Annotated in this window: 25 protein-coding genes and 3 tRNA genes; 24 read left to right on the forward strand and 4 right to left on the reverse strand. The window is 37.2% G+C overall.

Annotated features, from left to right (window positions below; all coding sequences use genetic code 11):
• Nucleotides 1-68 precede the first annotated feature (68 nt).
• From ACQ76T_RS00195 to ACQ76T_RS00295, 21 genes are all read left to right on the forward strand, one after another.
• On the forward strand, nt 69-914 hold the full coding sequence (locus ACQ76T_RS00195) for an energy transducer TonB (RefSeq protein WP_431341345.1): 846 nt from the start codon (nt 69-71) through the stop codon (nt 912-914).
• A gap of 167 nt (nt 915-1,081) precedes the next feature.
• Nucleotides 1,082-1,855 (forward strand): ParA family protein, encoded by a 774-nt coding sequence (locus tag ACQ76T_RS00200; protein WP_422695782.1) that lies wholly within the window; start codon nt 1,082-1,084, stop codon nt 1,853-1,855.
• Nucleotides 1,856-1,922: 67 nt separating this feature from the next.
• On the forward strand, nt 1,923-2,813 hold the full coding sequence (locus ACQ76T_RS00205) for a ParB/RepB/Spo0J family partition protein (protein WP_431341346.1): 891 nt from the start codon (nt 1,923-1,925) through the stop codon (nt 2,811-2,813).
• Nucleotides 2,814-3,452 (forward strand): DUF5683 domain-containing protein, encoded by a 639-nt coding sequence (locus ACQ76T_RS00210; protein WP_431341347.1) that lies wholly within the window; start codon nt 2,814-2,816, stop codon nt 3,450-3,452.
• Between the two features lie 57 nt (nt 3,453-3,509).
• Nucleotides 3,510-4,211, forward strand: coding sequence for a 4-hydroxy-tetrahydrodipicolinate reductase (gene dapB, locus ACQ76T_RS00215; protein WP_431341348.1), 702 nt, complete (start codon nt 3,510-3,512; stop codon nt 4,209-4,211).
• Between the two features lie 135 nt (nt 4,212-4,346).
• Nucleotides 4,347-5,990: a signal peptidase I gene (gene lepB, locus ACQ76T_RS00220; RefSeq protein ID WP_431341349.1), complete on the forward strand. Its 1,644-nt coding sequence runs from the start codon at nt 4,347-4,349 to the stop codon at nt 5,988-5,990.
• Entirely contained in the window at nt 5,906-6,664 is a 759-nt protein-coding gene (gene lepB, locus ACQ76T_RS00225; protein WP_431341350.1) for a signal peptidase I, read from the forward strand. The genes lepB (ACQ76T_RS00220) and lepB (ACQ76T_RS00225) overlap by 85 nt, the downstream gene beginning before the upstream one ends.
• Nucleotides 6,665-6,675: 11 nt before the next feature.
• The gene (locus ACQ76T_RS00230; protein ID WP_431341351.1) at nt 6,676-7,293 is read left to right on the forward strand and encodes a WbqC family protein; all 618 of its coding nucleotides are present in this window, start codon (nt 6,676-6,678) and stop codon (nt 7,291-7,293) included.
• Between the two features lie 76 nt (nt 7,294-7,369).
• Nucleotides 7,370-9,055 (forward strand): S8 family serine peptidase, encoded by a 1,686-nt coding sequence (locus tag ACQ76T_RS00235; protein WP_431341352.1) that lies wholly within the window; start codon nt 7,370-7,372, stop codon nt 9,053-9,055.
• A 124-nt stretch (nt 9,056-9,179) separates the two neighbouring features.
• Nucleotides 9,180-9,671: a hypothetical protein gene (locus ACQ76T_RS00240; protein WP_431341353.1), complete on the forward strand. Its 492-nt coding sequence runs from the start codon at nt 9,180-9,182 to the stop codon at nt 9,669-9,671.
• A 26-nt stretch (nt 9,672-9,697) separates the two neighbouring features.
• Nucleotides 9,698-10,387 (forward strand): OmpA family protein, encoded by a 690-nt coding sequence (locus tag ACQ76T_RS00245; RefSeq protein ID WP_431341354.1) that lies wholly within the window; start codon nt 9,698-9,700, stop codon nt 10,385-10,387.
• A gap of 109 nt (nt 10,388-10,496) precedes the next feature.
• Entirely contained in the window at nt 10,497-11,384 is an 888-nt protein-coding gene (locus ACQ76T_RS00250) for a decaprenyl-phosphate phosphoribosyltransferase (protein WP_431341355.1), read from the forward strand.
• Nucleotides 11,381-12,700, forward strand: coding sequence for an FAD-binding protein (locus ACQ76T_RS00255; RefSeq protein ID WP_431341356.1), 1,320 nt, complete (start codon nt 11,381-11,383; stop codon nt 12,698-12,700). Before ACQ76T_RS00250 ends, ACQ76T_RS00255 begins: the two co-directional genes overlap by 4 nt.
• Nucleotides 12,700-13,425: an SDR family NAD(P)-dependent oxidoreductase gene (locus ACQ76T_RS00260; RefSeq protein ID WP_431341357.1), complete on the forward strand. Its 726-nt coding sequence runs from the start codon at nt 12,700-12,702 to the stop codon at nt 13,423-13,425. The genes ACQ76T_RS00255 and ACQ76T_RS00260 overlap by 1 nt, the downstream gene beginning before the upstream one ends.
• Before the next feature lie 4 nt (nt 13,426-13,429).
• Nucleotides 13,430-14,017 (forward strand): HAD family hydrolase, encoded by a 588-nt coding sequence (locus tag ACQ76T_RS00265; RefSeq protein ID WP_431341358.1) that lies wholly within the window; start codon nt 13,430-13,432, stop codon nt 14,015-14,017.
• A gap of 24 nt (nt 14,018-14,041) precedes the next feature.
• Entirely contained in the window at nt 14,042-14,509 is a 468-nt protein-coding gene (locus tag ACQ76T_RS00270; protein ID WP_431341359.1) for a hypothetical protein, read from the forward strand.
• Nucleotides 14,510-14,511: 2 nt separating this feature from the next.
• A complete protein-coding gene (locus ACQ76T_RS00275; RefSeq protein WP_431341360.1) occupies nt 14,512-15,687 on the forward strand; it encodes a cysteine desulfurase family protein in 1,176 nt (391 codons plus the stop codon).
• A gap of 83 nt (nt 15,688-15,770) precedes the next feature.
• Nucleotides 15,771-16,088, forward strand: coding sequence for a thioredoxin (trxA, locus tag ACQ76T_RS00280; RefSeq protein ID WP_431341361.1), 318 nt, complete (start codon nt 15,771-15,773; stop codon nt 16,086-16,088).
• A 127-nt stretch (nt 16,089-16,215) separates the two neighbouring features.
• A tRNA-Asp gene (locus ACQ76T_RS00285) sits at nt 16,216-16,289 on the forward strand.
• Nucleotides 16,290-16,321: 32 nt separating this feature from the next.
• A tRNA-Asp gene (locus ACQ76T_RS00290) sits at nt 16,322-16,395 on the forward strand.
• A 33-nt stretch (nt 16,396-16,428) separates the two neighbouring features.
• Nucleotides 16,429-16,502: transfer RNA gene (locus tag ACQ76T_RS00295), tRNA-Asp, on the forward strand.
• Between the two features lie 276 nt (nt 16,503-16,778).
• On the opposite strand, the gene ACQ76T_RS00300 is transcribed toward ACQ76T_RS00295, so the two are convergent.
• The 3 genes from ACQ76T_RS00300 to ACQ76T_RS00310 form a co-directional block, all read right to left on the reverse strand.
• Nucleotides 16,779-17,960: a phosphatidylinositol-specific phospholipase C domain-containing protein gene (locus ACQ76T_RS00300; protein ID WP_431341362.1), complete on the reverse strand. Its 1,182-nt coding sequence runs from the start codon at nt 17,958-17,960 to the stop codon at nt 16,779-16,781.
• Nucleotides 17,961-17,977: 17 nt separating this feature from the next.
• Complete coding sequence (locus ACQ76T_RS00305; protein WP_431341363.1) at nt 17,978-20,824, reverse strand: TonB-dependent receptor; 2,847 nt, start codon at nt 20,822-20,824, stop codon at nt 17,978-17,980.
• 135 nt (nt 20,825-20,959) lie between these two features.
• Nucleotides 20,960-22,012 (reverse strand): helix-turn-helix transcriptional regulator, encoded by a 1,053-nt coding sequence (locus tag ACQ76T_RS00310; RefSeq protein WP_431341364.1) that lies wholly within the window; start codon nt 22,010-22,012, stop codon nt 20,960-20,962.
• A 190-nt stretch (nt 22,013-22,202) separates the two neighbouring features.
• On the opposite strand from ACQ76T_RS00310, the gene ACQ76T_RS00315 reads away from it, so the two are divergent.
• From ACQ76T_RS00315 to ACQ76T_RS00325, 3 genes are all read left to right on the forward strand, one after another.
• Nucleotides 22,203-22,625, forward strand: a complete 423-nt coding sequence (locus ACQ76T_RS00315; protein ID WP_431341365.1) for a hypothetical protein — start codon at nt 22,203-22,205, stop codon at nt 22,623-22,625.
• 20 nt (nt 22,626-22,645) lie between these two features.
• The gene (locus ACQ76T_RS00320) at nt 22,646-22,933 is read left to right on the forward strand and encodes a hypothetical protein (protein ID WP_431341366.1); all 288 of its coding nucleotides are present in this window, start codon (nt 22,646-22,648) and stop codon (nt 22,931-22,933) included.
• A 232-nt stretch (nt 22,934-23,165) separates the two neighbouring features.
• On the forward strand, nt 23,166-24,200 hold the full coding sequence (locus tag ACQ76T_RS00325; RefSeq protein ID WP_431341367.1) for a L,D-transpeptidase: 1,035 nt from the start codon (nt 23,166-23,168) through the stop codon (nt 24,198-24,200).
• Here ACQ76T_RS00325 and ACQ76T_RS00330 read toward each other — a convergent pair.
• A complete protein-coding gene (locus tag ACQ76T_RS00330; RefSeq protein ID WP_431341368.1) occupies nt 24,197-24,724 on the reverse strand; it encodes a hypothetical protein in 528 nt (175 codons plus the stop codon). The two genes, ACQ76T_RS00325 and ACQ76T_RS00330, sit on opposite strands and share 4 nt — an antisense overlap.
• Nucleotides 24,725-24,727 lie beyond the last annotated feature (3 nt).

Raw genomic sequence — 24,727 nt, forward strand, 5'->3', positions numbered from 1 at the left:
AAACATTGCTTATCGATAAGAACTAACAAACTAATAATCTTTTTTTAACAGTTTAAATAGTAGTAGTGATGAAACACCATAACCAAAACCAGGAATTTCGTTTTAACGAAGTTCTTTTTGAACACCGTAACAAAGATTACGGAGCCTATGTATTAAGAAGCGAATCAGATAAAATATTAACCAAAGCACTTTTTGTAGGAATAAGCTTAATGGCAGCAGTATCCATTACACCATTTGTGATTTCTGCACTTAAGGTAGAGCCTACTGCAAAAGGCCCAGAAGGTGTTATAATTGATTTTATACCGGAAATACCGGAGCAGGTTAAGCCGCCAGTGAAAATTACTCCCGTAGCTCCTACAGTATCTTCCAATAAGAAAACGTTTGACAGTACTGTACCTACGCCATCAAGTACAGCTCAGGATAATGTGAAAAAAGATCCCATTCCTGATGATGCTGTAGCAGGTTTTGTCGATCATTTTAAAGGAGATCCGGTAACACCTAATACACCTAATGTTCCAACAGTATCAGTAGGAACAGGTCCTGTAATCAATACGCCGCCGCCAGTAATTTCTGATCCGGTGGATAAAAATAAAATTTTGGAATCTGGAGAACTAGGTGTAGAAGCCAGTTTTGTGGGAGGAATAGATTCCTTTAGAAATAAAGTAATGAGCAACTTTGATGGTTCAGGATTCGAATCAGAAGATGTTGTAAAAACGACAGTCACCTTTATTGTAGAAATGGACGGTACGATCTCAGGGGTAAAAGCTAATGGAACCAATGCCGACTTTAATAATGAGGCAATAAGAACAATTAAATCAATCTCAAACAAAGGAAAATGGACTCCTGCTAAAAACAAAAAAGGAGAATATGTAAGAAGTTATTTCAAATTTCCGATCTCCATGAAGTTTGATTAATTGATCCTGAAAACAAAAATTGAATAGTTATCCACAAAGATTTTTTTTTGTGGATAATTTTTTTAATCGTTAAAAAGCTTATTAACAGTATTTTAACTCAATTTTAATTTTCACCATTCATCGGGAGCAAAGAAAAAAGTGTATTTTTGAAACTTAAAGTTCGAATAATGGCAAAAATCATAGGTATTGCTAATCAAAAAGGAGGAGTTGGTAAAACAACAACCGCCGTAAACTTGGCAGCAGCATTAGGAGTATTGGAAAAGAAAATTTTGATCATTGACGCTGACCCTCAGGCGAATGCTACATCAGGTCTTGGCGTTGAAGATGTTCAGTACTCTACATATAATCTATTGGAGCATAGCGCAGATACAAGAGTTTGTATCAAGAGAACTGCTACCCCGAATTTGGATATTATTCCGTCTCACATCGACCTTGTCGCTGCCGAAATTGAATTGGTAGACAAAGAAGATCGTGAATATATGCTGAAAAAAGCACTCGCCAGTGTAAGAGACGATTATGACTATATCATTATCGACTGTGCACCAAGCTTAGGTCTTATTACCGTAAATGCCCTTACAGCGGCAGATTCTGTAATTATTCCTATCCAATGCGAATACTTTGCACTAGAAGGACTTGGAAAACTTTTGAACACCGTTAAAAATGTTCAGAAAATCCACAACAAAGATCTTGGGATAGAAGGTCTTCTTCTTACTATGTACGACAGCAGACTAAGACTGTCTAACCAAGTGGTGGAAGAAGTAAATCTTCACTTCCCTGAAATGGTTTTTGAAACCATCATCAGCAGAAACGTAAGATTAAGTGAAGCACCAAGTTTTGGAGAAAGTATCCTGAACTATGATGCAGAAAGTAAAGGAGCTGTTCAGTACATTCAGTTGGCTGAAGAAGTTCTGTTGAAGAATGAAAATTTAGTAAAGAATTAAATTAATAATAAATGGCCAGTGAGTGAATGTTAAACATCACTTCTCAAACATCATTTATCAATTATCTATGAAGGACAAAAAAAGAGCTATGGGCCGCGGTTTGGGCGCCATTTTAAGTGCAGAATCCAAAGCAACAATCAATTCAGCTACCGATGAGGGAGCAGATAAGTTTGTAGGAAATATTGTCGAAGTTGCGCTTGAAGATATTTATCCGAATCCTACGCAGCCGAGAACTTATTTTGATGAAAAAGCATTAAACGAACTTGCACAGTCTATTACCAACTTAGGGGTAATTCAGCCGATTACCTTAAGAAAAGACGGTGAGAAATTCGAAATCATATCTGGGGAAAGACGTTACAGAGCAAGTAAAATTGCAGGGTTTACGACTATTCCTGCCTATATCCGTTTAGTAAACGATCAGGAGCTTCTTGAGATGGCTCTTGTTGAAAATATCCAGAGAGAAGACCTTGATGCCATAGAAATCGCTTTAACTTATCACAGGCTTTTGGAAGAAATTGGTCTTACTCAGGAAAACCTGAGCCAGAGAATAGGAAAAGACAGAAGTACTATTACCAATTCTATCAGATTGTTAAGGTTAAATCCGGATATTCAGAATGCCATTAGAAGTGGCGAGATCTCCGCAGGTCATGGAAGAGCAATTATCAGCCTTGAAAGCGAAGAAGATCAGCAGATTCTGTTCGAACTTATTATTAAAGAAAAATTAAACGTTCGTCAGGCTGAGCAGGCTGCTGCTGCTCTGAAGAATCCAAAATCTCCCGCTGCTAAAAAAGCGAGTGTGGAACTCTCCAATAATTATAAAAAAGTTCAGAAGACAATTGCAGACATCCTTGATGTAAAAGTTGAAATTAAAACTTCTGGAAATGGTAAAAAAGGTAAAATTGTTCTGGACTTTAAAAATGAAGAAGAGCTGGAATATATTTTATCCCATATTAAATAAATGAAGAAAATATTTTTCACATTTTTCTTGTGTATTGCTGCTATAGCTTACTCACAAGTTAGTCCAATTGATACCGTTCGGATGCAGGCTCCTCCGAAAGCTGAACCCCCTGTCTTAAAACCAGGCAAAACGGAAGCCAAGATTATTGAAGATCTGGAAAAAGCCAATGGCCCAACCAAAAAAACAATAAAGCTTAATCCGACAAGAGCTGGTCTGTATTCAGCTGTATTTCCCGGATTAGGACAATTCTATAACAAAAAATACTGGAAAATTCCTATCGTATGGGGAGCTGTAGGAGCCGGAGTAGGAATTGCTGTCTGGAATGATAATCAATACAGAAAATACCGTGAATACTATGTCGCGAAACTTAATGGAACTCCTAATGAGTTTGTAGACAGTCATCCGTTTTTAGATAAGAGAGCTTTAGGGAATGCTCAGGACAGATCCAAAAGACAAAGAGACTATGCTATTGCCATTACAGGATTAATTTATATTCTGAATATTTTGGATGCCGTAGTAGATGCACACCTTTACGAAAGCCGCCACGACCCGGATCTTAGTTTCAAACCAACGGTTATTCAGGATCAATACGGTTATAGTGCACCAAAAACAGGACTTAGCCTAAGTTATAGATTTTAGTTACAACACATAAACAGGTAACCGTTTTTATACGGTACATTATAAAAGAAAAAGCATATGAAAATAGCATTAGTGGGTTATGGTAAAATGGGGAAGATCATTGATGAGATCGCACAGAAAAGAGGTCATGAAATAGTGGCCCGCCTGAAGGAAACTCCCACTGCTGAAAATCTTAACAATCCGGATGTTGTCATAGAGTTCTCTCTGCCGGAAGTTGCATTTGAAAATATTAAAGCCTGTCTTCAAAATAAGATTCCTGTCATTTGTGGAACTACAGGCTGGCTGGATCAAAAAGCTGAAGTAGAAAAACTTGCTTTAGAAAATAATACCGCATTCTTATATGGTTCCAATTTTAGTTTAGGCGTTAACTTGTTCTTTGCTTTAAACGAAAAACTGGCAGCTCTTATGAAAAACGTTGATGAATATTCTTGTCAGTTAGAAGAAATACATCACATTCATAAAAAAGACGCTCCAAGTGGTACTGCTATTTCTATAGCAGAAGGTATTATTCAGAACAACCCTAAATTTGAAGCTTGGAAACTGGAAGAAACACAAGGTAATCAGCTGGGGATTTTTGCGGTAAGAGAAGATGAGGTTCCGGGAACCCACAGCGTATATTACAGAAGCGAGGTAGACGAAATCGAGATCAAACACACTGCTTTCAACAGAAACGGTTTTGCATTAGGAGCTGTAGTAGCTGCCGAATGGATCAAAGATAAAAAAGGAAACTTCGGAATGAAAGACGTTTTGGGCCTTTAATTTGTAACAAAATCTTTATATTGCATACCAATAACAGGAAGTGATGAATAGTGAATTGTAAATAGCATAAAAGCTGTGATCATTTATTACTCATCATTTTTATCATTTATATCATAAGAATAGGCACAAAAAATTATGAATTATTTTTTAACTTATACAGTGTATGTCCTCATTTTATCAGTTTTGATGGGGATTTCAACCTGGAAGATGTTCAAGAAATTGGGGTATAGCCCTTTATTTGCTTTTATACCTTTCTACAACTATTTCATTATTCTCAAAGAAACAAAACATCCGAAATGGTGGGCTATTCTTTCCTATCTTCCGATTGTAGGACCGATCATGATGTCTGTTTTTCACCTTTATCTAGTGAAAAAATTCGGGAAAACACTTTTCAAAGACCAGATTCTTACAGTGATTTTGCCGTTTATTTATATGGCAGTTATCAACTATTCTAAAGATTTAGAATTAGAAGATGAAAACGCCGACAATCTGTTTCTTACAGATGAAGAGAAAAACGATAAAAAGAAAGATACTTTTGTTGGTTCAATTACCTTTGCCGTGGTTTTTGCCACCATCATCCACGTTTTTGTAACGCAGCCGTTCGGGATTCCTACAGGGTCTATGGAAAGAACATTACTGGTAGGAGACTTCCTTTTCGTAAACAAATGGAGCTACGGATATAGATTGCCAATGCGTCCTGTGGCAATACCTTTCCTTCAGGGAACCATTATGGATACCGGGCAGAAAGGAAATCCTAAAGATGATCCAAAATCTTATGTAGATGCAGTAAAATTACCTTACACAAGAATTTTACAGTTCAATAAACCTCAGAAAAATGATGTCGTTGTATTCAACTATCCTCAGGATTCAGTTCATACAGCGATCGACAGAAAGGATCCCTATGTAAAAAGATGTGTGGCGACTGCTGGTGACACTTTTGAAATGAGAGCAGGAAGACTTTTCGTGAACGGAAAACCGGAAACCGTTTTAGGAGATCAGGAAGTACAGCACAGATATATTGTAACTACAGATGCTCAATTGGATATTCCTACTTTATATAAAGCTTATGGTTTTTTACCGGTTCAGGAATTTCAACAGAATAGCGGAGGTTATCTTTATGGTTTCCAGGGGTTAACGGATAAAATTGCTAAAGAAATTAAAGAACTTCCTCATGTAGTTGACATGAAAGAGGAAATCAGTGCGAAAGGCGAAGCTGCAATTGCTTACAGAGATGATGCTAAAACTAAAATTGATACAACCCAATCTATCTTCCCGGTTAACAAACCTTGGAATGCGGACTGGTATGGTCCTGTTAGAATTCCTAAAAAAGGAGATGTTGTAGCCATCAACCAGGAAACACTTCCAATGTATCAATGGATTATTTCCGAGTACGAGCACAACAGCTTAGAGAAAAAGAACGGAAAAATCTTCATCAACGGAAAAGAAGCTAATCAATATACCATTCAGCAGGATTATTATATGATGATAGGGGACAACAGAGATGCTTCATTAGATGCGAGATTCTTTGGTTTCGTACCTGAAGAAAATATTGTTGGAAAGCCTATGTTTACCTGGATGAGTGTACAGGGAGTATTCTCAGATGCCAGTTCAACATATCAGGCTCCTAAAAAAATCCGTTGGGAAAGAATGTTCAAAGCAACCAATACCGGAGAAGCTAACAAAACTTCTTACTGGTGGATTGCAGCGATGATCTTGATCCTGTTCTTTGGATGGGAGTATTTCATGAAATTATTCAAAAAGAAAAACACAGAAGAATAGTGTTTAAAAATAAAATATTTAATAAAGTTCTTTTAACAGGAAGCTTTATTGTAACTCTTTTTATTATTGCAAAACTCTCCGGGGTTTTGCAATATGCTTTTGTACCCACAGCAGGAAACGAACCTAACATCAAAAGAAAGTCGTTTGTTTTCATGAGCAATATCTTGCCTTATGAGAAATTTGCCATACTTGCTTACAATCAGAATAATCCAAATTATCCTGGCGGAGTATACCTGCAGAGACTGATAGGAGAGGAGAATGATATCGTCTTGATTAAAGACGGGAACTTATACGTTAATAATGTTTTAATAGATCAGTTCAACGTTAAGCATTCCTATAAAATAGATCGGGCATATGCCAATGATCTTAGCTTAAAAGGTCTTGATGATCATGAAATCTTTCAAATGAATGAAAACGACTTCATTACTCAGCTAAGTGATAAGGAACTTAATAACAATTTTACCTACGAAAGATTTATTAATCAAAATCCCGAGCAGGACATTATTAAAATGTATCACAAGAACTGGAGTGTAGATAACTTTGGACCTCTTAGAATTCCACAAGGAAAACTGTTTTTCTTAGGGGATAACCGTAATGCAAGTCTGGATTCCCGGTTTTTGGGATTGGTTGACAAGAAAGAGGTTGTAGGAAGAATATTTTATCCTAAAAATTAGAATTTATTATTATGCAGAATATAGTATTACCGGTATTTTATATGCCACCGGTTTCATGGTTTTCAGTGTTTTTAGATGCTGAAAATGAAGTTGTATTGGAACAGTTTGAGAACTTACCCAAACAAACCTACAGAAGCAGAGCCAATATCTATGGCGCCAACGGAAAATTGTCGCTTATCATTCCTATGGTTCACAACGGAAGGAGAGTAATAAAAGATATCGAAATTTCTTATAGAGAAGATTGGAGAACCCTTCACTGGAAATCTATTAAAACGGCTTACCAAAGCTCTCCCTATTTCGAATATTATGAAGATAAATTCAGGAAAATATATGATCTTAAAGAAAAATTCCTTCTTGATTTTAACTTAAAGGGGCTGGAGATCATCCAACAGATACTTAAAACAGAAAAGGCACACTCTTTGAATGAAGAATATATCAGAAATCCTGAAGCTGTTGATTTCAGAGAGAAATTTTCAGCCAAGCAGCCTTCAGAATTTGAGATGGAAGAATATTATCAGACTTTCTCAGATAAATTCGGGTTTCTGGAAGATTTATCGGTTCTGGATCTTGTCTGTAACAAAGGTCCCGAATCTTTAGCTTATATAAAAAAAGTAAAACAGTCGTATTAATCGCTGCAAATAGCAACTTCAGTAATAAAGCGGGTTGATGTAGCGGTTGAATATGATTTAATTTAAATATCAACATATGAAAAAGGTATTATTAGCTGCCGTTTTTTTAACAGGTTTTAGTTTTTCCTTTGCACAGGAAACTAAAGCTAAAAGTATTGATCCTAAAGAAAATAAAGATCTTATGACCTGGTATCATAAAGATTTTTCCACTTCAAAAGTATATGGAGTAAATACCGCGAATGCTTATAAGTATTTAGAATCTAAAGGTTTAAAGCCCAAGACTGTTATTGTTGGCGTTTTGGATAGTGGTGTACAGGTTGATCATCCGGGATTGGTAAACAATATATGGACAAACCCCAACGAAATTCCGGGAAACGGAAAAGATGATGATGGAAACGGATATATTGATGATGTACACGGATGGAATTTCTTAGGAGGAAAAAATGGTGATGTTGATATCGACAATATGGAGGTGACAAGAGTCGTTGCCAAATACAAACCCGTTTTTGAAGGAAGCGATTATACCAGTAATAAAGCAAATCAGGCGAAAATGCCGGACGAATTTGCAATGTATATGAAGGCTAAAGAACTTTTCAATAAGAAAAGTGTGGAAGCACAACAAGGTCTTCAAACCTATACAATGATTAACGAGCTGATCCCAAATATGGTGAAGCTTTTAGGAGGTAAGGAGGTAAATGCACAGACAATAGCTGCTATAAAGGCTCCTACCGAGCAAAGAGACGCTATTGCTCTTGATATTTTAGGTCGTTTATCCCAAAGCCCGGAATTCAAAGGTAAATCTTCCGAAGAATTCGAAAAGGCTGTAAAAGATCAAATGAAAGAAGCCATCGATTATTACTCACCTCAATCTAAGCAATACGATTTAAGCTACGATACGAGAAAAGAAATAGTAGGAGACAACTATGATGATTATTCTGAAAAGATCTATGGAAACAACCATTACGAAGGACCAGATGCCGAGCACGGAACTCACGTAGCCGGAATCATTGCAGGACTTCCTCAAGGAAAGAAAATTCAGTATGGTGTAGCGTCCAAAGTAGCAAAAATAATGTCTGTAAGAACCGTTCCTAACGGAGATGAAAGGGATAAAGACGTAGCCAATGCTATCAGATACGCTGTAGATAATGGTGCCAGAATTTTAAATATGAGTTTTGGTAAGCCGCTTTCTCCAGGTAAAAATGTAGTTTGGGATGCTTTCAAATATGCGGAAGATAAAGGAGTTCTTCTGGTAAAAGCAGCTGGAAACGAAAATGAAGATGTAGCAGAACATTTAGCATATCCTACCAATTTTAAAAATGTGAAAGATGAAAAGCCATTCGTTAACAATGTAATGGTTGTAGGAGCAAGCACCAACAAAAATAATGAGCTGAGAGCCGATTTTTCCAATTATAACAAAAAGATGGTGAATGTATTTGCTCCGGGAGAAGAAATTTATTCTACAGTTCCGAAGAATGAATACAAATACCTTCAAGGAACATCTATGGCCTCGCCGGTTGCTGCCGGAGCTGCTGCTGTTTTATTAGCATATATGCCGGATCTTAAACCTTATCAGATTATAGAATCTCTGGTGAAAAGCAGTAATCCAAGCACTGCCAACGGATTTGCTAACTATTCTCAGGCTGGAGGTGTGATTGATGTGAAAAGAGCCGCAGAATATGCCTACACTCACTTTTACAGTGATAAAGCACCTGCAAAAGCAACCAAGCCTTCGAAATCCGTAAAAAAGGCTGTTAAAAAATAATTTATCTTCCTGTGTTTAAGGAGAAACCATAAAGAGTCCGAATTTTTTCGGACTTTTTATTTTTTATTTTAAATTTTGGCACGGTTTTTTGTAACTTTATAGTAACAAAATAATAAACAACAAAATGAAAAAGTTACTACTTGCAGGGATGCTAGCAACATCACTTTTTGCAGTGTCTTGTTCCTCAGTGAATAAAGCAGCTACATCTCAAAATCAGAGAGGCGATTTCCTTAAAATGAAAGGAGACTGGCAGATCGTGAGCGTAGATTACGATAAAGGGTACAAAATTAAACCTTTTGACGAAGGTGCAGATGCACAGTGTTTTGTAGGAAGCCACTGGAGATTAATTCCTAATAACTGGACAGGGGCGTATACTTTAAACGGAGGTGGAAATTGCCCGGCATTCACACAGCCTATCAAATTTGAAGTAAAAGACGGTAACACGTTTATGTTTAAAAAAATTGCTGACGGTACAAAGGCAAAACAAAATACAGCAGGATATACCCTGACTTTGATTAACCAAACTACAGATCAGTTTTCACTTCAGCAAGATGTTCCATTTGAAGGAGGTAACGTAAGAGTTGTTTATAACTTCCAGAGAGCAGGAATGAAATAATTTATCAACATAAAAGATCAAAAAAAATGAAATTTAATAAAACATACGTAGGAGCCCTACTCTTGTCATCAGCATTATTATTGACAAGCTGTGAAGCGGTTCAGAATTCAAATCATCAACAAAGAGGTACCGCTGTAGGTGTAGCTTCAGGAGCTGTACTTGGAGGTATCCTTGGAAATAATGTTGGTAAAGGTGGAAATGGTGCTATTGGTGCTGTATTAGGAGGTATTATTGGTGGTGTTGCAGGAAACGTGATTGGTAACAAAATGGATAAGCAAGCCAAAGATATTAAAGAAACTTTACCAGGAGCTCAGGTAGAAAGAGTAGGAGACGGTATTAAAGTAACAATGAACGAAAGTATTGTGAACTTTGCTTTCGATTCTTCTAACCTTACTTCTACTGCTCAAACCAACCTTAATAAACTTGCTCAGGTATTGGCAGACAACCCAGATACAAATATCAACATTTACGGTTATACAGACAGCGTTGGTAAAGACGCTTATAACCTTGCCCTTTCTCAAAGAAGAGCAGATGCTGTGAAAGCTTATCTATCAGGAAAAGGAGTAGCATCAGGTAGAATGTTCACAAAAGGTGAAGGTAAAAATATGCCGGTGGCAAGCAATGATACAGACGAAGGAAGAGCTAAAAACAGAAGAGTTGAATTCGCTATTACTGCAAATGAGAAAATGATTAATGATGCCAAGCAAGGACAGTAATTAATTTAACATATAAATATTTTCGTAAAAGACCGCCACGGCGGTTTTTTTTGTATTTTTATGGTTGAAAAATTTTGAATTTACTATTTTTGCATTTGAAATAACATAAATGAAGAAATATTTAAAGCTGCTCCGTGTAGAGCAATGGGTGAAAAACCTGTTTGTATTTGTCCCTTTGTTCTTTTCTGGTAATATCACCAACTTTGACCTTCTCACTGAAAGTGTTTTCGCATTTGTTATTTTTTCACTTGCGGCAAGCGTTGTTTATATCCTGAATGATTATAATGATATTGAAGCCGATAGAAAACACCCTGAAAAAAGAAGGAGACCTCTTGCTAGCGGAGCTATTTCGAAATCAAAAGCTATAGGAATCCTTATTGGCTTAGTGATTATCAATACCATTCTTATATTTTTAGCACAGTTTTATTTCCATCAGCCGTTATGGAAATTTGCTACCATCATAGGATTTTATGTAGTGATGAACCTGGCTTATACTTTCAAACTGAAGCACGTTCCTATTATCGATATTTTTATTATTGCCATTGGATTTGTGCTCAGAGTTCTTGCAGGAGGTTATATTACAGGAATAAGTATCTCACAGTGGGCTATTCTGTTGACTTTTGTACTGGCACTCGTATTGGCTATAGGGAAAAGAAGGGGAGAACTTATCAATGCACAGGTTTCAGGAAAAACAAGAAAAGCATTGGACGGATATAATGTTCAGTTTGCAGATATAGCGCTATCCATTTCCATTACGCTGGCCATTGTATGTTACCTTATGTTTACCCTGTCGCCGGAAGTGCAGGCAAGATTTCATGAAAGGGTTTTTTACACCGTGGTTTTCGTAGTTTTTGCACTCCTGAGATATCTGCAGCAGACCCTTGTTTACAACAGAACAGAATCTCCTACAAAAATTGTTTACAGAGACCGTTATATACAGGTTACACTATTACTTTGGGTGGCCACATTTTTAATTCAAATTTACTTTAAAAAATGAAGCCGAACTTCACACAGAAAGTTACTAACTGGGGCAACTTCCCGGTAGTAGAAAAAGAAATGAGATCTGAGGACAGCTTCAAAAGAATAAAAGATTTTGTACTCAATCACAATGAGGTTATTGCAAGAGGGAATGGGAGATGCTACGGAGATGCTTCATTGGGAGAATCAATATTTTCAACTAAAAAATTAAATAAATTCATCAGTTTTGACCGCTTAAACGGAATTATAGAATGTGAAGCAGGTGTACTGCTATCAGATGTACTGGAAATATCAGTTCCACAGGGTTATTTCCTGTATGTTACTCCCGGAACAAAATTCGTTTCTGTAGGAGGAGCTATTGCTTCTGATGTTCATGGAAAAAATCACCATGCCGAAGGATGCTTTTCAGAATATGTCATCGATTTTAAATTGATGAATGAGAACGGAGAGATTATTACCTGTTCAAGAGAAGAAAACTCCGGGAAGTTCTGGGCTACAATTGGAGGAATGGGCCTTACGGGAATCATTCTTACAGCAAGATTTAAACTTAAAAATATAGAATCAGCGTACATTCGTCAGGAGAGTATCAAAGCTGAAAACCTGGATGAAATTTTCAGACTTTTCGAAGAAAGTGAAAGCTGGACTTATACCGTAGCATGGATCGACTGTCTACAGAAAGGTAAAGATATCGGAAGAAGTATCCTTATGAGAGGAGAACACGCTTTTCAGCATGAACTTCCGCAAAATCTACGAAAAACGCCTTTAAGACTGAAGAAAAAGCTACAGCCTACCGTTCCTTTTTATTTTCCGGGATTTGTGTTGAATGCTCTGACTGTGAAAATATTCAATTGGCTTTACTATAAAAAACAATCTAAAAAAGAAGTCAAAAACTTTATTGATTACGAAACCTTTTTTTATCCTTTGGATGCCATTAACGAATGGAATAAGATCTATGGGAAATCAGGGTTTATACAATATCAGATGGTGATTCCCAAAGAAGGAGGAAAAGAAGGAATGAAGAGAATTCTTGAAACCATTGCCAAAAGTGGAAACGGATCATTCTTAGCTGTTTTGAAACTGTTCGGAAAAAACAACCCGGATGCCTACAACTCGTTCCCTGTAGAAGGGTATACGCTGGCGCTGGATTTCAAGGTCAATTCAAAACTTAAAAAACTCGTAGATCAGCTGGATGCTATTGTACAGGAATTCGGTGGAAGAATTTATCTTACCAAAGACAGTATGAGCAGATCTTCGCTCACCAATTACCTTAAAAATGTTCAAAATCCTAAATTTGTGTCTTTACAGCACAAAAGAATCATAAATAACAACTCATAATGATAGTTCTGGGAAGTACGTCCGAAGTGGCACAGGCCTTTGTAGAAAAAGCACTTCAGGAAGGAGAAAAGTTTGAAAAAATCTATCTTTTTACCTCAAATAAAGAAACTACAGAAAGATTTGCAAGACATATTGATGTGAAATTTCTGCAACAGTCTGAAGTGATCGAACTGGACCTTACAAAAGATATAGATTACTATAAATTTGATAATATTGATTCAAATGTATTATTTTGTGCCGTAGGATACTTAGGGGAGGGAACGGAAGAAGGTTTGTATGATAACAAAAATACAGAACGTATCATCAGTATCAATTATGCTAAGCTGATTCCTGTGATAAACTATTTTGCCCATAAATTTGAAAACAGACGATCTGGAACCATTATTGGGCTTTCATCAGTAGCAGGAGACAGAGGAAGGCAGAGCAACTTTATCTATGGAAGTTCCAAAGCTGCTTTTACAGCCTATTTAAGTGGATTGAGAAATTATCTTTTTGATAAAAAAGTACACGTTCTTACCATAAAACCTGGATTCATGGCAACCAAAATGACCGAGGGACTGCCGTTGAATCCAAAATTAACAGCCACTCCCAAACAGGCAGCAGCCTGTATTTATAAAGCCTTCAAAAAACAAAATAACGTGGCATATGTTTTGCCTGTTTGGAATATTATAATGATGATTATCAGGAATATACCTGAATTTATATTCAAAAAATTAAAGCTTTAAGAAAATGAAAAAATTGTATTGTTTTGATTTTGACGGAACCCTTACCTATAAAGATACAATGTTTATGTATCTTAAATTCTACGATTCTACAAAATACCGAATACAATTTTTAAGACACGTTCCCCTCTTTATTCTGCTGAAACTCAAACTGGCGGAAACAGAAAAAGTGAAGAAAAGTTTTATCGGTTCTATTTTGAAAGGACAGAGCCAGGAAAAAATCGAACAGAAATCTAAACAGTTCTTTGAACATCATTACCCTAAAATTGTAAGGGAAAATGCGCTTGACTTTATAAAAAATATCGATAGGAATAATATACAGAGTTTATTGGTAACTGCCTCATTAGACATCTGGGTGAAGCCATTTGCCGATGAACTGAAAATGCATCTTGTTTCTACGCGAGCCGAGTTCAAGAACGGTGTTTTCACAGGAAACTTTATTGGTAAAAACTGTAACGGAAAAGAAAAACTGGTAAGAATTAAAGAAGAAATCCACGATTCTAAGTACGATAAAATTATTGCTTTTGGTGATACTTCAGGAGATCGCCCAATGTTGAAATGGGCAAATGAGGGACATTACCAATTTTTTCATTAATTTTGGGAGGTAAAAGTGTTAAAAATGAAAAGCCTGTTAATTGCATTAATAGTAACTGTGGTGTCTTGTGCAAATGTACCAGCCCAGAAGCGTATTTCTATGCAGAATAAGGCCGAACTTCTTGTTTCAGAAGCCCAGGGAGGTACAGATCAGCCCGGCTTTACAGTCATTAAAAACAAAAAGGATTTTCGAAACATTATAAAAGGAGCTTTAGGAATGATAGAGCTGGAGAAAGAACCTGCCATCAATTATCCTAAATTTCCGGGAAATAAAAAGGTTGTCGTGTACAACCTAGGACGTTTTACGTCGGGAAGTCATAGAATAACACAGATTAAAAATGTATCTGTGAAAAACAATGTACTGTACGTAGAAGTCCCTGCAGGAGAGCCTTCCGGTGGAATGGAGATTCAGGTCATGTCCAATCCATGGATTATTTTTGCTGTTCCTGCCAATTATCAGTTTACCTCAGTAGAATTAAAATATTCAAAATAAGAATGGATAAAGTATATTTAGATAATGCCGCAACCACTCCGCTTGCAGAAGAAGTTATAGACGCAATGGTGGGCACTATGAAGATGAATTTCGGAAACCCGTCTTCAACGCACAGCTTTGGCCAGGAAGCAAAAATCCTTATTGAAAATGTAAGAAGACAGGTTGCAGACTATCTTCATGTAACTCCGGCTGAAATTATTTTCACTTCCTGCGGGACCGAATCCAACAATATGATCATCAAGTCCTCTGTAGAACATTTAGGTGTACAAAGGATTATCAGTTCTCCTATGGAGCATAAATGTGTTTCTGAAAGTGTTCTGGATATGAAAGCCAGAAAAGGAGTAGAAGTAAGCTACATCCGCCCCAACGCATATGGAGATATTGATCTGAATAAATTAGAAGAATTATTAAAAGCTTCAGATAAAAAAACACTTGTAAGCTTAATGCATGCCAATAATGAAATAGGCAATATCATTGATATTAAAAAAGTTGCTGAACTTTGTAAAAAATATAACGCTCTTTTCCATTCAGATACGGTACAGACCATGGCTCACATGAACCTTGACCTTTCTGATATTCCTGTAGATTTTGCTTCCTGTAGTGCCCACAAATTTCACGGCCCGAAAGGAGCTGGATTTGCTTTTATCAGAAAAGCAAGTGGCCTTAAAGGTATTATTACCGGAGGACCTCAGGAAAGAAGTCTTAGAGCTGGAACGGAAAATGTAGCAGGTATTGTAGGTCTTGGAAAAGCACTGGAACTTTCTTTGGCTCATATGGATGAATATACAAACCATATGCAGGATATCAAAGACTATGCTATCGAAAGACTTTCTGCCGAAATAGAGGGTATTAAATTCAACGGAAGAAGTGCCGAGAAAGAAAGTAGCCTTTACACGGTTTTGAGTGCTTTATTACCGTATAAAAATCCTTTAATAGGTCTTCAGCTGGATATGAAAGGAATTGCCATTTCTCAGGGGAGCGCCTGCTCTTCCGGAGCATCCAAACCTTCTATGGTAATGATGATGGTACTTTCTGAGGATGAAATGGACCATTGTACGCCGTTACGCATCTCTTTCAGCCATATGACTACCAAAGCGGATATTGATGCTTTAGTGGATGCGTTAAAGGAAATTTCAAAAGACTATACTATAGAAAAAACTAATGTTGAGCATAGATAGTCTTATGATCTAAAAATCGTAATTTTGAAGACTCAATCAAGAGAAAAAGAATATAATATTAATTAAAATAAAAGAGACAAAAAATGGCTTTAGAAATTACAGACAGCTCATTCCAGGATGCGGTTTTAAAATCAGACAAACCGGTATTAGTAGACTTCTGGGCAGTATGGTGTGGACCTTGTAGAACACTTGGACCAATCATCGAAGAAGTAGCATCAGATTTTGAAGGTAAAGCAGTAGTAGGAAAAGTAGATGTTGATAACAACCAGGAAATCTCAATGCAGTATGGCATTAGAAATATTCCTACAGTTCTTATTTTTAAGAACGGAGTAGTAGTAGATAAATTAGTAGGTGTAGCTCCAAAAGAAGTAATCGCTGAAAAATTAAGCGCTCACTTATAAAAAATAAAGTTTGATAATGAATGCCTTCCGTGATTGGGAGGCATTTTTTTTAAAAATAATTTGCAGGTATTAAAAAAAGGTGTAATTTTGCAACCACGAAAAAGAAACGAAGTTCTTTCACAAAAATGATCCGGTAGTTCAGCTGGTTAGAATGCCGCCCTGTCACGGCGGAGGTCGCGGGTTCGAGTCCCGTCCGGATCGCAGAAGTTTTCTCAATTTACTTTAAAAAAATTGATCCGGTAGTTCAGCTGGTTAGAATGCCGCCCTGTCACGGCGGAGGTCGCGGGTTCGAGTCCCGTCCGGATCGCAGAAAGTTTTCTCAATTTACTTTAAAAAAATTGATCCGGTAGTTCAGCTGGTTAGAATGCCGCCCTGTCACGGCGGAGGTCGCGGGTTCGAGTCCCGTCCGGATCGCAAAAAGTCTTCTAGAAATAGGAGACTTTTTTTATTTACTGTCATAACCTTCTAAGAGCTGTCATACAGCATGGACTAAAGATTAATCACGAAAGGCAGCCCTAAATAAAATATCAATATACATTATAAATACAACATAAAAATGACCGGATAAATTCCGGTCATTTTTGTTTTTACAGTTTTTCCCCCATTAATAAAGTACCGATGTGTTAAGATCAGAAAACTGCTCTACTTTATCCCATAGGAATCACCTCTCATAAAATGATGGTTTTAGTATTATTTACAGGAAGAATTCAGAGGATTGTTAAGATAACCTTTTCCTTGAGGAGGCTGTACGAAATAGGGCGTTCCATACGTATTTCCAGATCGAAAAAAGTCGGTGGAAACAACCTGTGCACCACTGCTGAATGCTGCTTTTGAACGGGTGAAATCATTGGTTTTGGCTTCATACGTTTCAATATCTGATCTTGTTCTTACGATATATCCCTTTTTTACCAGATCCTGTATTTCCTTTTGTCTTACAATCGCATTATCCCGAAGTATAAATCCCGCAAAAGAATCGTCAGGTTCACTGTTCAGAAACATAATCCTGTCCTTTAAAGAATTATTGATGAGATACGGATTGTTTTTGGAAGATAAAGTTCCTGCGCTTCCGGGTAGCAGCATAAAGATAAATTTACCTTTGCTTTCATCCAGTTTAGGCCAGTTATTGTGAGTTACTGCTTCCTTTAATGTTTTATAATTACCCTGAACATCTTTTGGGGTAATCAGCTTGTCTTTTCCAAGGTATTTCAAGATTTCCCCATCCAAATCATCATAAGCTTTTTTGTCGAATGGAAGAACCTTTGTGCTGTTTTCAAAAATAGGAAATCCTGAATCTTTTGCCTCTATCATCATAAAGACAGGAGTGTGTTCGGGATGCTTGTCAGACCAGTCCCGAAGCGTGGTAAGAGCATCTTTTAAAGTAGGGTAATGCGCCCTGAAATCAATATCTGCCATATGCAGTACTTTAAAACCGGGTTGATCCAGTCCTGATGTATTGAACGGTGCCAGATCTTTTACCCCTTTCTCTTGTAAAATCTTATAAGTAGCAGGATGGCTGAATCTACTTCCTTCAGGATCATAATAAACATCTATTTCCAGACCGCGAAGATTGGCATTGAGCTGTTCTACAAAATCCGGATGATTATAATTCAGTGCTTCTTTTAAGTTCAACCCGTAAGGATGATATTCTTTGAATTTGGCTTTTTGTTCCTCAGACATGGTACTGCTGTATTTCTGCATCATACCATTGATGATGGGCGTTACAAAGTCCAATACTTTAGGATCTACCGGTTGGGCATATGAATTGTGGGTCCCTACAATCTGAAGCTGGTTGATCTTAAGATCTTTGCATTTTTCCTGTGCGTTTATAAGGGCTGCCATGCATAATGCAGCCCCACCTATATACTTTTTCATATGAATAAAACTTTTGATTAAAAATTGTAAGTGAATCCCAGTTGTCCTCGTATTCCTGAATAAGAGATATTCTCTACACGGTCTTTTACTTCCATATAGTAGCGGTTGGGTTCATTAAGAACATTGTTGAGTTCTATAAACAGCCGGACATTTTTTGTAAGGCTGTAGGAGGTGGAAACATCCACGGTAAAGTTTTTGTCGAAATACTGATAATGATCTGCTCCTGCTGCAGCTCTGATTTCGCTTACATAATTTCCCTTGTAATTTCCTGCAAGACGGAGCATGAACTTGCTGGTTTCATAAAACAATATCGTATTGAAGATATGTTTTGCCTGATTAGGAATGGTAGTAGACATGGTTCCCACCTGCTTGCCGTTTTCATATACCGGCATATTCATCTTAGAGGAAATGTAGGTATAGTTTCCTTCAAAACCGATATTCTTCAGAAAACCTGGTAGGTTTTCAAAACGTTTAGATATTCCGAATTCAAACCCGAAGAGTTTTGCTCCTTCCAGATTTTTAGGGGCTGTGAAAGTGTAAGATCGTCCTGCAAGATCTACCACAGACTGATCTTTATAGATAAGATTGGTGATGTCTTTATAAAATGCTCCGGCTGTTATCAGATCCAGTTTTCCGAAATAATTTTCAAACATAATATCAAAATTGTTTGAAAATGTAGGGTCCAGTTTGGTGTTTCCCTGAGTAATAGTATTCGTGATATCATTGATGATGGTTCCGGGATTCAGATCATTGAAATCAGGTCTTGCAAAGGAACGGGTATAAGCAAGTCTTAGAATACGGTTATCACTGATGTTCCATTTCACATTGGCCATAGGAAGTACCACATTATAGGTTTTATTGTCCTTAATGTCTTCCGTGGTATTGCCTTTGTCTGAAACTACTTTTTTACCCCAGAAAGTAATATCATTGTATTCATTTCTGAAACCTCCCAATACCTGAAGCTGATCTGTGATTTTCCAGGTTCCCATAAGATAAGTTGCCCAGACATTTTCGGTTCCTCTGTAGGAGCTTGTAATATTGGAATTACTGTCTTTGCCGCTTACCTGCATCAATCCTAACCTGTTCTGTGTACCTGTATTATACAGCTGATCAATCTGTCCGTTAGTAATCTGATCAATAATAACCGCATTATAAGGATTGCCAAGAGGATTCATGAAGCCGCCTTTATAAGGGAAAGCTTCACGCTCAAGCTGATTAAGAAAAGTGACAGGTGTACCTGGGATTCCTAAACCGGATTTAGGCATCCATACCAGTACAGAGCTGTCCACTACTTTATTCTTATTGTTATATTTTGTTCCGGCTTTAAGTTCAAAATTATCTGCTACTTTATATTTGATGTCAAGCTGACCTCTGATATCTGTTTCGCTGTTATGATTCTGACTGAGAATAACCTGATTCAGTTTTAATTTATCAGCTGCAATGGGCTGTTGATTATAAGGAAGCGTATATGCTCCGGAATCTCCAATACCATCAGGCGCATCCATAGACATATATTTTCTTCCGTCTGCCGAAAGATTTCCATAACTCATAGGCTGTATAAAGTTGATGATAGGATAACCTCTCTGATCTTTTTCAAGATTATCAGGAGAATTGAATTTAAACTCAGAGCGGGCTTTGGATGCTGACCAGTTGAGTTCCATACGCTGTCCTACCTGATGATTACCACCTACCTGCATAGAATAAAGATCAGTAAGGTAATCTGCATGGCGAGCCTGCAGCATTACATTTTTACTGTCAAAATTAAAGTAAGTCTCTCTTACAGACTGGCCGTCTTTGTACTGGCTGTAAAGAGCTTTCGCATATAATTTATTCCTGCTGTCTATCTCATAATCCAATCCCAAATTGAATCCCAGTGTTCTACGGTTAGCAAGATAATCCCGAAGCTGAAGCTGGTTAATAGAATAGGAGGCTGCCTTATCTTTTAGTCCGTAATTATAAATATTCCTCATCTGATCTATTGCCGTAGAACGTTCCCAGATCACAGCTGAGGTAATAAATTTCAGTTTGTTGGTGATTTTATTCCCATACACTATAGAAGTGTTGTACGTAGGAGCCTTTGACATATTGACGTATCCGGAAGCCATGCTGATGGCCAAAGTCTCTTTGTTGGGTGACGTTTTTGTTATAAAATCCACATTTCCTCCAATAGCATCCCCATCAAGATCAGGAGTCAGTGCTTTTGATAACCTTACATTTTGAATAAGTTCCGAAGGAAAGATATCCATCTGCACCCCACGGTTGGCATTATCTCCACTGGCACTTGGCATTCTGTTCCCATTCAGGGTAGAGGAAGTCCATTGTATAGGGGTTCCTCTTACTGCTACAAAGCGGCCTTCTCCCATATCTCGTTCAATGGAGACACCCTGCATACGCTGTACTGCGTCGGCTGCGTTACGATCCGGTAGTTTACCGATAGCATCAGCAGAAAGAACTTCTGTGATGGTATTGGAGTTTTTTTTCATGGTAATAGCCCTTGCCTGTGATGCTTTATAAACACTCGTGACAATTACTTCCTGAATATTATTTTCTTTAAGTTTGGCTCCGAATTTAATAAGCCCTAGATCTACTTCCTTTTTATCCAGGACGGTAAAAGGAATATGGACACTATCATATCCCTTGTATTCCACAACAAGTTTATAGCTGCCATCATAAACATTGTTGAGAACAAAAGAACCATCTGTATCAGAAGTTATTTTCTGGCCGCTGTTTTCAATGTAAACCATAGCATTGGGAAGATTTCCCTGGCTGTCTACTACGGTTCCGTGAACGGAGGTTTGTGCAAAGGCCAGAGGCCCAAGAAGAAAAAATGCTGCTTTTGTTAAAAAAAGTCTTTCTCGTAACATCTTAGTGAAATTTGATGCAAAGATGCCAGACCGTTCAAAAGTTTTGGTTCATTTAAATTTCAGACAACTGTTTTTCCGGAGTACGCGGAAAACTGTTTTGAAAATCAGATTGTTACTAATGTTAAATAATTGTAACTAATGAACCAGCTGAGAAGGAAGGCAGTCAAATTCCTTTTTAAAATATTTGTAAAAAGTAGATTTCGATTTAAAACCACATTGAAAAGCAAGATCGGTAACACTGGCAGAAGGATCTTCGGATAAAATCTGCTTAAAATGCTGTATACGGATTCTATTGGTGTATTCGTGGAAGTTGGAATGAAGATGTTTGCTGAAAGTAATGCTTAAGTCTGCTTTGCTTATTTTAAGATGCCCTGAAAGTTGGTCCAGGGTAAATTCTTCATCCAGGTAACTATGACTTTCCCTGTAAAATGAAACAATGGCATTCTGAACAGAATCAAAATCAATCTTTGAAAGATCTTTATACTGATAGGTTTCTTTGGGCGCAGAAAAGTGAGATGCATTTTTTTGCTGTTCCTGAAGTTGATGCTGATACGTTAAAATATAAACGTACAAAATCCATCCGAACTGGAGCAGAAATAACAGACTATAAATTTTCTGATAGACCAAAGTATTCCAGCCGAGCTGATAAACAATCCAGAATAGTAAGACACCTGCGAGAACATAGCCCACCAGATAGCGGAATTTTCCGGCTATAGGATGTGTATGGTTTTTCCGATATTTTGTCAGCAGGTAAATACATAAAACAAGGCAGGCGATCCAGTAATAACTGTAGTAAACAAAGTATGATTTATAAGATCTGATGAGTATATCTGCCCAGGAAAGTTCAAAAATCTTTGCAAAAAGGGCAGTGGCATGATGAAGAACAACGAGAGTTAAAGGAACAATAAGGTACTTAAGCTTATCTCTCCATTTTGCATGAATGAAATATGTTGTTATATAAATAAAAATAAGTCCCTTAAAAATCCGGAGGCTGCCCGGAATTTCATAAAGTACAGATTCATAACCAAATTTTTGAATGATGAAATATTCATATCCCATATCCAGGGTAACCACTCCAATGTACAATAACAGCATATTGAGTACAGATTCCCTGTTTTTGATGAGGTACATGAGCAGCGTAAGGGTTATAAGTGCCTGTAGTACAACTACCATAATGATGTATAACATGATAACTGATATTTTGTCAAAATTATAGATAATATGTAGATACCTTCTTTAACAAATTATTAAATATCAGCATGAAAGGACTGCAGTACGATATGATTTAACTATACCGTTTTCTGTAGATCCTTCTTGGAATTTCCATTTTTGTATAATTGAGTATATATTAGTATTTTAGCTAGTAAACATAAGTGCCATGTCAAAAAGAAAATTTATTTTACTTTCAATATTAAAGACCAGCCTGCTATCTGTTTGTCTGTCTACTATTTTCCTGATTATATTCTTAGAGACGACCAGAAAGGTAAGGGCAGATATGTATGATCAGCCGGCAAGATGCGATATGAGTGGATTGGCGTATGTAGTGACACTATTTTGGCTGTTGTTTCTCAGTCTATTGTCTTTTAGCAGTCTTTTTTCTCTTCTGCCCAGGTTTCAAGGGAAAATAAGCCGTGCATTATGTTGGTTGTTTCTGCCTGTAGCTGCCTTATTATATTTATCTTTTACAGGTGGGATAATGAATGGAAAAGACATTGTATTTTATCTGATTCTCAACTTACCCTGGTTCTCACTTTGGCTGTTTTTTTATTACAGGTTCAATGTTCGTTATCCACGAGCTTAATCTCAGGATTTTAATCATTCATGAAAACACAATTCAAAAATTGGACGCTCTTCTTTGTTGCAGGCAGCATAGCAATTATTGCAGGACTTCTTGTTTCTATTATTCTAATGAATGGAGTTTCTGCTCCGGATGCTTTGTTCGGGATGTATATTTTGATGAGCCTACTTCCTCTCCTTTTGATTGTCGTTATAGACCGTATTCTCGTCTGGAAATTTGGAAATAAGCCGGTGAATAAAATTCAGTTTTCACTAGTGGCCTTTGCAGCCTTTTTATGGATGATAAGATTTGTGATGGATGTGATAGAGTGATTTGAAAATTTGATTCTAATAACGAACCTTTTAATTCACATGCAAATAACAGAAAGGTTTATGAAAGAGTCTTTTACTTTTCCCTTTAAAACCTATAAAAATTTATCATAATTCCGGTTTTTACCGTAGAAATAATTCCGTTTTTTTACGGTATTTTAGTGAATGCCTTTTGGGATTCAATTTTAGGTCTGATATTTGTACTGGGTAGCCAAACTAAATGATCGATTTATTTATGAAGAACATATCTGTGAAAAAAAACTTTCTATACGCACTTGTGTGCGCCGTTTTCCTGGTTTCCTGTAAAAAGGAAATAGAAAAAATTAACGATACTTTTAAAGATACCGTTACCACTTCCGACGTACCGGAAGCAGAAAAAGATTCTGTGAAAAAAGACTCTGTGCCTGTGGTAAAAAAAGAATCTGAACCTCCGGTAATGCAGGAGAATGGTTTTTATAATGCATTCGTTATTCCCAAAGATAAAAAGACAAGAGATTCTGTATATTCAATATTCAGTAAAAAATATAACGAGCAGGAACGTACTGCTATCTTAGCATTAAACAGATTAGATTCTAAAAGCAAATGGAATGCTGATACTCTTGTTGTTCCGGCCAAAATAGATACTACACTAATGTCTTATTCTCCGTTTCCTATGCAATTGGATATATTGAGCGGAGTGAAGAAGTTTGTCATATTTTCCTATCCTATACAAGCCTATGGTGTATATTCTAACGGGAGTCTTGTAAAGTGGGGACCTACAAGTATGGGGAAAAAGACAGCCCAGACAACCAGAGGTCTTACTTTTGCTAACTGGAAAAAGAAACTGTCTATTTCAACGGTTAGCAGCGAGTGGAAGTTACCTTATAACTTTAATATTCATAATATAGGTGGTATTGGATGGCATGAATATACACTTCCGGGATATCCTGCCTCTCATTCCTGCTTAAGGCTTCTTAGAAAAGATGCACAATGGCTGTATTCTTACGCAGATACGTGGATACTGAATCCGGGAGGAGCTACAACAAAGGCCAGAGGAACTGCCGTAATGGTATTTGGAGATTATAAATGGGGAGGAAGAAGACCTTGGAAGAAGCTTTTGGATGACCCTAATGCGAACAATATATCTGTTGAGGAGCTTACCAAATTATTAGAGCCGGACGTACCCAAAATGTTGAAAGAACAGGCTAACAGAGAAAAAGTAGCAGATTCTATCAAAACCGCAAGAGCGATGGCTACCCCTGCAGCGAGTGAAAAGCCTTTAGAACCTTAATTCATTATCTTTTCAAACTGTAAAGTAGATTCTTCTGCAAATCGTCTCAATTTAAGCATTTCTTCTTTCCCTTTATGTTGCCCGAACCGAGCAGCGATATAGGTAAGAAGAATTAGAAATAACATTACAAAAGAAGCGCTCAGTGCCCAAGGGTACTCGGCGCTTTTTATTTGCTTCTCTACGTAGTACATGGTAAAGAAAGTCATCCATAGAATAGAAAAAGAAAAGTAGAGGAACATAAAAAATGTCCATACTGCAGAGCTGGGGCCAAAAACACCTCTTATTACGGTATGCTCATCCTCAATTTCTGTACGCAATGCAAGGCGAGGCTTCCAATAGCTGTCATAGGTTGTTGCTACCCAGATGGTGGCTACTTCTTTATTGATATTACCTGCAAATTCATCTGTGTGCTCAGCAAAGTATTTTTTCAGATTTTCTGCATACTCTTCTTTGGTAAGATGAGTAAACATTTTGAATCTTGGTCTCGTTCTTATTCTGTCTAAGGTGGTTTCTTCGGTATTCATACG

It is taken from the genome of Chryseobacterium sp. JK1 (assembly GCF_050632815.1).
Lineage (GTDB): Bacteria > Bacteroidota > Bacteroidia > Flavobacteriales > Weeksellaceae > Chryseobacterium.

Coding starts and splice junctions, on each gene's coding strand:
- ACQ76T_RS00195 (WP_431341345.1), top strand. CDS start 69: ATGAAACACCATAACCAAAACCAGGAATTTCGTTTTAACGAAGTTCTT.
- ACQ76T_RS00200 (WP_422695782.1), top strand. CDS start 1,082: ATGGCAAAAATCATAGGTATTGCTAATCAAAAAGGAGGAGTTGGTAAA.
- ACQ76T_RS00205 (WP_431341346.1), top strand. CDS start 1,923: ATGAAGGACAAAAAAAGAGCTATGGGCCGCGGTTTGGGCGCCATTTTA.
- ACQ76T_RS00210 (WP_431341347.1), top strand. CDS start 2,814: ATGAAGAAAATATTTTTCACATTTTTCTTGTGTATTGCTGCTATAGCT.
- dapB (WP_431341348.1), top strand. CDS start 3,510: ATGAAAATAGCATTAGTGGGTTATGGTAAAATGGGGAAGATCATTGAT.
- lepB (WP_431341349.1), top strand. CDS start 4,347: ATGAATTATTTTTTAACTTATACAGTGTATGTCCTCATTTTATCAGTT.
- ACQ76T_RS00230 (WP_431341351.1), top strand. CDS start 6,676: ATGCAGAATATAGTATTACCGGTATTTTATATGCCACCGGTTTCATGG.
- ACQ76T_RS00235 (WP_431341352.1), top strand. CDS start 7,370: ATGAAAAAGGTATTATTAGCTGCCGTTTTTTTAACAGGTTTTAGTTTT.
- ACQ76T_RS00240 (WP_431341353.1), top strand. CDS start 9,180: ATGAAAAAGTTACTACTTGCAGGGATGCTAGCAACATCACTTTTTGCA.
- ACQ76T_RS00245 (WP_431341354.1), top strand. CDS start 9,698: ATGAAATTTAATAAAACATACGTAGGAGCCCTACTCTTGTCATCAGCA.
- ACQ76T_RS00250 (WP_431341355.1), top strand. CDS start 10,497: ATGAAGAAATATTTAAAGCTGCTCCGTGTAGAGCAATGGGTGAAAAAC.
- ACQ76T_RS00255 (WP_431341356.1), top strand. CDS start 11,381: ATGAAGCCGAACTTCACACAGAAAGTTACTAACTGGGGCAACTTCCCG.
- ACQ76T_RS00260 (WP_431341357.1), top strand. CDS start 12,700: ATGATAGTTCTGGGAAGTACGTCCGAAGTGGCACAGGCCTTTGTAGAA.
- ACQ76T_RS00265 (WP_431341358.1), top strand. CDS start 13,430: ATGAAAAAATTGTATTGTTTTGATTTTGACGGAACCCTTACCTATAAA.
- ACQ76T_RS00270 (WP_431341359.1), top strand. CDS start 14,042: ATGAAAAGCCTGTTAATTGCATTAATAGTAACTGTGGTGTCTTGTGCA.
- ACQ76T_RS00275 (WP_431341360.1), top strand. CDS start 14,512: ATGGATAAAGTATATTTAGATAATGCCGCAACCACTCCGCTTGCAGAA.
- trxA (WP_431341361.1), top strand. CDS start 15,771: ATGGCTTTAGAAATTACAGACAGCTCATTCCAGGATGCGGTTTTAAAA.
- ACQ76T_RS00300 (WP_431341362.1), bottom strand. CDS start 17,960: ATGAAAAAGTATATAGGTGGGGCTGCATTATGCATGGCAGCCCTTATA.
- ACQ76T_RS00305 (WP_431341363.1), bottom strand. CDS start 20,824: ATGTTACGAGAAAGACTTTTTTTAACAAAAGCAGCATTTTTTCTTCTT.
- ACQ76T_RS00310 (WP_431341364.1), bottom strand. CDS start 22,012: ATGTTATACATCATTATGGTAGTTGTACTACAGGCACTTATAACCCTT.
- ACQ76T_RS00315 (WP_431341365.1), top strand. CDS start 22,203: ATGTCAAAAAGAAAATTTATTTTACTTTCAATATTAAAGACCAGCCTG.
- ACQ76T_RS00320 (WP_431341366.1), top strand. CDS start 22,646: ATGAAAACACAATTCAAAAATTGGACGCTCTTCTTTGTTGCAGGCAGC.
- ACQ76T_RS00325 (WP_431341367.1), top strand. CDS start 23,166: ATGAAGAACATATCTGTGAAAAAAAACTTTCTATACGCACTTGTGTGC.
- ACQ76T_RS00330 (WP_431341368.1), bottom strand. CDS start 24,724: ATGAATACCGAAGAAACCACCTTAGACAGAATAAGAACGAGACCAAGA.